We start from the raw sequence: 6,140 nt of genomic DNA, 5'->3' as shown, positions 1-6,140 counted from the left end.
CAGGTAGCCGCCGGCCACCAGGGCGGCGACGATGCCGATCAAGACGAGGACGCGGACGTTCGAGCGTTCGGGAGTGGCGCGTAACCGGGCGGACGGCGGCGTCTCGGGCGGGCGCAGGCGGCCCATGAGGGACTGCAGGCGGTCGTGCGTGTCGGGCTTCATGGCGCTCGACGTTAGGTCGCGCCCGCCGGCCGCCGTGAGCGCATCGGCGATTGTGGATAACCGGCGGTTACAGCTGGGGGGCCACGACCACGCCCAGCATGCCGGGGCCGACGTGGGCGCCTATGACCGGGCCGACCTCGCCGACGTAGACGTCCGCGACGTTCGGGACGCGTTCGCGGAGGCGGCCGGCGAGGGCCTCGGCGCGGGAGGCGGCGGCGAGGTGCTGGACGCCGAGGTCGACGCGGCGGTCCCCCGCCTCGGTGACGGCGAGCTCCTCCAGGCGGGCGAGGGCGCGGGCGGTGGTGCGGACCTTCTCCAGCGGGGCGAGGCGCCCGTCGCGGATGGCGAGGAGGGGCTTCACCATCAGGGCCGAGCCGAGCAGGTTGGCCGCGGCGCCGATGCGGCCGCCGCGGCGGAGGTGTTCGAGGGTGTCGACGCAGATGAGGGAGCGGGTGAGGGCGGCGCGGCGGGCGGCCGCGGCGGCGGCCCGCTCGGCGGTCTCGTCCGCGAGGGCGGCGGCCGCGGCGGACAGGGCGGCGAATCCGAGGCCCAGCCCGGTGACACCGCTGTCGACGACCGTGACCGGCACGGGCGCGTCGCCGGCGGCGAGGCGGGCCGCCTCCACCGTCCCGGACATGGCGGCGGAGATGTGCACGGAGACGATCTCGCGGGCGCCGGAGGCGGCGACGGCGCGGTAGACGTCCGCGAAGCGCTCGGGGGCCGGGCGGGAGGTGGTGACGGGCCGCCATTCCCGCAGCGCCTGGGCGGCCTCGGCGGTGGTGATGTCGTCCTCGTCCCGCGGGGCGCCGCCCACGGCGATCTGCAGCGGGACGACGGTCAGCCCGTGCCGTTCGGCGAGGCCGGGCGGGAGATAGGCGGTGGAATCGGTGACGACCGCGACCGCGCTGCCCATGGCAGGCTACGGCTGGACGGGGACGCCGCCGCGCCAGATCCGCAGCGCGCGCAGCCCGAACGCCCAGGCGAAGGCGCCCTCGTGGTCGGCGTCCCACAGCACGATGTCGGCGAGCATGCCGGGTGCGAGGGAGCCGCGGTCGCCGACGCGGAGCGCGGCGGCGCCGCCGAGGGTGGCGGCGCGGAGGGCCTCGGTGACGCTGAGGCCGAACATCGCGACCGCCAGCCCGATGACGAGCGGCATGGACGTGATGCCGCACTGGCCGGGGTTGTGGTCGGTGCCGAGGGCGACGGTGACGCCGCGTTCGATCATCTGCCGGACGGGCGCGGGGGCGCGGCTGCTGTTGAGGGCGCTGCCGGGGCAGACGGTGGCGGTGACGCCGGCGTGGGCGAGGGCCTTGATGTCGTCGTCGTTGGCCTGGGTGAGCAGGTCGGCGGACGCGCAGCCGACCTCGGCGGCGACCTGGGCGGCGCCGATGCGCTCGTTGGCGCAGGCGTGCATGCGGGCCTTCAGGCCGGCGCGCTTGCCGGTGAGCAGGAGGGCGCGGGCCTCTTCGGCGGTGAAGTGCCCCTCGTCGCAGTAGACGTCGATGGAGTCGGCGCCGGCGACGGCGGCGTCGCCGGCCCACAGCCGGACGGCCTCGATGTAGTCGCGGCGGCGGCCGAAGAACTCCGGCGGCAGGATGTGCGCGGCGAGGAACGTGGCGTGGATGCGCGGCATGGACGGCTCGCCCTCCAGCGACCGCAGCATCCGGATGTCGGCGAGTTCGCCGTCGCGGGTGAGGTGGTACCCGGTCTTGGCCTCGACGGTGGTCGTCCCGGCGAGGATCCACTGGCGGAGCCGTTCGCGGACGCCGTTGCACAGCGTCCAGGGGTCGGTGCCCCGGGTGACGGTCACGGTGGAGTTGACGCCGCCGCCCGCCGCGGTGATGGCCGAGTGGGACGACCCGCTGGTGCGCATCGCGAGCTCGGCCCAGCGGTTGCCCGCGTAGACGGGGTGGGAGTGGGCGTCGATGAGGCCGGGGGTGACGAGGCCGCCGCCGAGGTTCTCCACGTGGTCGACGTCGACGATGTCGTCGATGATGCCGGGGACGCGCTGCGGGAGGTCGGAGGCGGGACCGGCCCAGACGATCCGGTCGTCGTGGATGAGCACCGCCGCGTTGCTGCAGACGTCGGTGCCCGTCCAGAGCCTGCCGATGTTCGTCAACAGCCGTACGGTCATGGCGTCACCGGCCCGGCCGGGGCCGTGGAGCGCGTCCCGGCGCGGCACCGGACGCCGTGGCGCGTCCCCGCGGGGCACCTGCTCGCGAGTTCGGACCTGCCATGGATTGGGCCACCTGCTCTCGATCCGAACCGCCGACCGGATGCCGGCGATCCACCGTCGGTGAACCGGGTGGTCGGGCGACCACCCATGGCAACGAGGCCGGAGATATCGGTTTCGTCACGGTAGTGCACTGAAGGCCCGTCCGACAACCTCTGATCGCAGCGCATCGACAGCCATCACCCCGCCCCTAGCTCTATGACCGTACGGATTTCAACCGAACCGTCAAGCCGTTTGGGGAAGCTGTCACCGTTCGGGGACCGGCGGCGGCATCCAGCCGCCCCCGAAACCCGCACAGAGCGGCCCGAAAACCCGTCCGGTCCTCCGCGGACCGGACGGGGCCTTCACGCGGTCGGGGCGACGGTCTCGAACCTGGCCAGTTCCCCGGCGAGGTCGGACGGGACCCTGGCGTGGAGCATGGTGCCGTCGGCCAGGTGCTCCTGCTTGAGGATCTCACCGCGCTCGTGCACCTGCGCGACGAGGTCGCCGCGGTCGTAGGGCACGAGGACGCGCAGTTCGCTCTCCAGCCCCGGCAGGTCCGCCTCGATGGCCGCGCGCAGCGCCTCGATGCCGAACCCGGTGCGGGCCGACACGACGACGCTGTGCGGCTCGCGGCGCTGCAGCCGGGCGAGCGTGAGGTCGTCGGCGGCGTCGGCCTTGTTGATGACGACGATCTCGGGGATCTTGTCGGCGCCGATGTCGCGCAGCACCTCGCGGACGGCCTCCAGCTGCGACTCGGGGTCGGGGTCGGAACCGTCGACGACGTGCAGGATCAGCCCGGCGTCGGTGACCTCCTCCAGCGTGGAGCGGAACGCCTCCACGAGCTGGTGCGGCAGGTGCCGGACGAACCCGACGGTGTCGGCGAGGGTGTAGGCGCGGCCGCCGGGGGTCTCGGCGCGCCGGACGGTCGGGTCCAGGGTGGCGAACAGCGCGTTCTCCACCAGGACCCCGGCGCCGGTGAGCCGGTTCAGCAGGGACGACTTGCCGGCGTTGGTGTAGCCCGCGATGGCGACGGCGGGCACCGCGTTGCGGCGGCGCTCGCCGCGCTTGGTGTCGCGCGACTTGGACATGCCCGCGAGCTGCCGGCGCAGCTTGGCCATCCGGGTGCGGATCCGCCGCCGGTCCAGCTCGATCTTGGTCTCGCCGGGGCCGCGGCCGCCGATCCCGATGCCGCCGGCGGCGCGCCCGCCGACCTGCCGGGACAGGTTGCCGCCCCAGCCGCGCAGCCGCGGCAGCAGGTAGTCGAGCTGCGCGAGCTCGACCTGCGCCTTGCCCTCGCGGCTCTTGGCGTGCTGGGCGAAGATGTCGAGGATCAGCGCGGTCCGGTCGATCACCTTGACCTGGACGGTCTCCTCCAGGTGCCGCAGCTGGCTCGGGGTCAGCTCGCCGTCGCAGATGACGGTGTCGGCGCCGGTGGCGATGACGATGTCGCGCAGCTCCGCGGCCTTGCCGGAGCCGATGTAGGTGGCCGGGTCGGGGCGGGAACGGCGCTGGACGAGCCCTTCGAGCACCTCCGAGCCGGCGGTCTCGGCGAGGAGCGCGAGCTCGCGGAGGGAGTTCTCGGCCATCTCGGCCGTGCCGTCCGTCCAGACGCCGACGAGGACGACCCGCTCCAGCCGCAGGGCGCGGTACTCGACCTCGGTGATGTCGGTGAGCTCGGTGGAGAGGCCCGCGACGCGGCGCAGTGCCCGCCGGTCCTCAAGGTCGAGCTCGCCCGTCATGGGGTCGAGCCCGTCGTGGCTCTGGGTCTCGAACTCGTCCGTGGCGTGGTCCTGGTCTGCAGAAAAAGGTTGAGTCATATGTCCTCGGTAGAACGCCGCGACGCGGCCGTATCTTCCCGGCGATCGTCTCACGGGCGGTCCCCGATGGTCACGTGCTTATCCCCCTGGGGTTGACGCAGGCGCGCGCGGGGAGGTCTGCGGAGACAGGGCGTGCGGAGGGGCGTACCCGCTTTGACCGGGATCGGCGCCGCCGAGTACCGTCTCCACAGAACAGAACTGAGATTTCGCTATACGAAAGGGCAGGCAGATGGCTGGACTGGAAGGCATCGAGGTCACCGGACCCCTCGGCGAGCGTTACGAGGAGATCCTGACCCCCGAGGCGCTCGGCCTGCTCGCCGCCCTGCAGCGCGCGCTCGGCGCGCGGCGCAAGGAGCTCCTCGCCGCGCGGGCCGACCGGCAGCGCGCGCTCTCCGAGGGCGGGACGCTCGACTTCCTCCCCGAGACCGCGGGCGTCCGCGAGGACGACTCCTGGCGCGTCGCCGCCCCCGCCCCCGGCCTGGAGGACCGCCGGGTCGAGATCACCGGCCCCACCGACCGGAAGATGACCATCAACGCGCTGAACTCGGGCGCCAAGGTGTGGCTGGCCGACTTCGAGGACGCCAACACCCCGCTGTGGGACAACATGATCGAGGGGCAGCTCAACCTCAGGGACGCCCTCGACCGCACCATCGACTTCACCGACCCCAAGAGCGGCAAGTCCTACGCGCTCAAGGACGACGGCGAGCTCGCGACCATCGTCGTCCGGCCCCGCGGCTGGCACCTGGAGGAGAAGCACCTCCTCGTCGACGGCGAGCCGATGTCCGGCTCCCTGTTCGACTTCGGGCTGTACTTCTTCCACTCCGCCCAGCGCCAGCTCGACAAGGGCAAGGGCCCCTACTTCTACCTGCCGAAGATGGAGAGCCACCTTGAGGCGCGGCTCTGGAACGACGCGTTCGACCTCGCCCAGGACCGGCTCGGCATCCCGCGCGGCACCATCCGCGCGACCGTCCTGATCGAGACCATCCCGGCCGCGTTCGAGATGGAGGAGATCCTCTACGAACTGCGCGACCACTCCGCCGGCCTCAACGCCGGCCGCTGGGACTACCTCTTCTCGGTCATCAAGAAGTTCCGGGACCGGGGCGCCGACTTCATCCTCCCCGAGCGCAACGCCATCACGATGACCGCCCCGTTCATGCGGGCCTACACCGAACTGCTCGTCCGGACCTGCCACAAGCGCGGCGCGCACGCCATCGGCGGCATGGCCGCCTTCATCCCGTCCCGCCGCGACGAGGAGGTCAACAAGGTCGCGCTGGAGAAGGTCCGCGCCGACAAGACCCGCGAATCCGGCGACGGCTTCGACGGCTCCTGGGTCGCCCACCCCGACCTCGTCCCCATCTGCCGGGAGGTCTTCGACGGCGTCCTCGGCGACAAGCCGAACCAGCTCGACCGGCTCCGCGAGGACGTCGACGTGAGCGCCGCCGACCTCCTCAACATCAAGGCGACCCCGGGCGAGATCACCGAGAGCGGCCTGCGCAACAACATCGACGTGGCGCTGCGCTACCTCGCCACCTGGCTCGACGGCGCCGGCGCCGTCGCCATCCACAACCTCATGGAGGACGCCGCCACCGCCGAGATCTCCCGCTCCCAGGTCTGGCAGTGGATCTACAACGGCGTCTCCACCGCCGAAGGCCAGAAGATCACCAAGGAGTGGGTCGAGCAGCTCCTCGACGAGGAACTCGGCAAGATCCGCGACGAACTCGGCGACGCCTACAACGAACCCCGCTACAACCAGGCCGTGACCCTCTTCAAGGAGGTCACCCTCGCCGACGAGTACTCCGAGTTCCTGACGATCCCGGCGTACCAGCAGTTCCCTTGATCCTCCAGGGGGGCGACCCCCTGGAACCCCCGGTCCGTGCGGGGGGCCGTTTCCCGATCCGCTCCGCGTCTCGTGAAACGGCCCCCCGCACGGACCGGGGGTTCCAGGG

4 protein-coding genes are annotated in these 6,140 nt (G+C 72.4%); 1 reads left to right on the top strand and 3 read right to left on the bottom strand.

Annotation, left to right across the window (positions count from 1 at the left end; translation table 11 throughout):
- Window positions 1–229: 229 nt before the first annotated feature.
- From E1200_RS30230 to hflX, 3 genes are all read right to left on the bottom strand, one after another.
- Window positions 230–1,075 (bottom strand): DegV family protein, encoded by an 846-nt coding sequence (locus E1200_RS30230; RefSeq protein ID WP_131955527.1) that lies wholly within the window; start codon window positions 1,073–1,075, stop codon window positions 230–232.
- Between the two features lie 6 nt (window positions 1,076–1,081).
- Entirely contained in the window at window positions 1,082–2,296 is a 1,215-nt protein-coding gene (gene hutI / locus E1200_RS30225; RefSeq protein WP_131955525.1) for an imidazolonepropionase, read from the bottom strand.
- Between the two features lie 443 nt (window positions 2,297–2,739).
- Entirely contained in the window at window positions 2,740–4,116 is a 1,377-nt protein-coding gene (hflX, locus tag E1200_RS30220; RefSeq protein WP_243708951.1) for a GTPase HflX, read from the bottom strand.
- A 307-nt stretch (window positions 4,117–4,423) separates the two neighbouring features.
- Between hflX and aceB the strand changes: the two genes are divergently transcribed.
- Window positions 4,424–6,031, top strand: coding sequence for a malate synthase A (gene aceB, locus E1200_RS30215; protein ID WP_131955521.1), 1,608 nt, complete (start codon window positions 4,424–4,426; stop codon window positions 6,029–6,031).
- The last annotated feature ends 109 nt before the right edge of the window (window positions 6,032–6,140 follow it).

The organism is Actinomadura sp. GC306 (assembly GCF_004348665.1).
In the GTDB taxonomy this organism is placed as follows: Bacteria; Actinomycetota; Actinomycetes; order Streptosporangiales; family Streptosporangiaceae; genus Spirillospora.
The sequence above is the reverse complement of the archived record's forward strand: the minus strand, read 5'-3'. Positions and strand labels throughout refer to the sequence as shown.

Excerpts from the sequence above, each read along its gene's own strand:
- E1200_RS30230 (WP_131955527.1), bottom strand. The coding sequence starts at position 1,075 with ATGGGCAGCGCGGTCGCGGTCGTCACCGATTCCACCGCCTATCTCCCG.
- hutI (WP_131955525.1), bottom strand. The coding sequence starts at position 2,296 with ATGACCGTACGGCTGTTGACGAACATCGGCAGGCTCTGGACGGGCACC.
- hflX (WP_243708951.1), bottom strand. The coding sequence starts at position 4,116 with ATGACGGGCGAGCTCGACCTTGAGGACCGGCGGGCACTGCGCCGCGTC.
- aceB (WP_131955521.1), top strand. The coding sequence starts at position 4,424 with ATGGCTGGACTGGAAGGCATCGAGGTCACCGGACCCCTCGGCGAGCGT.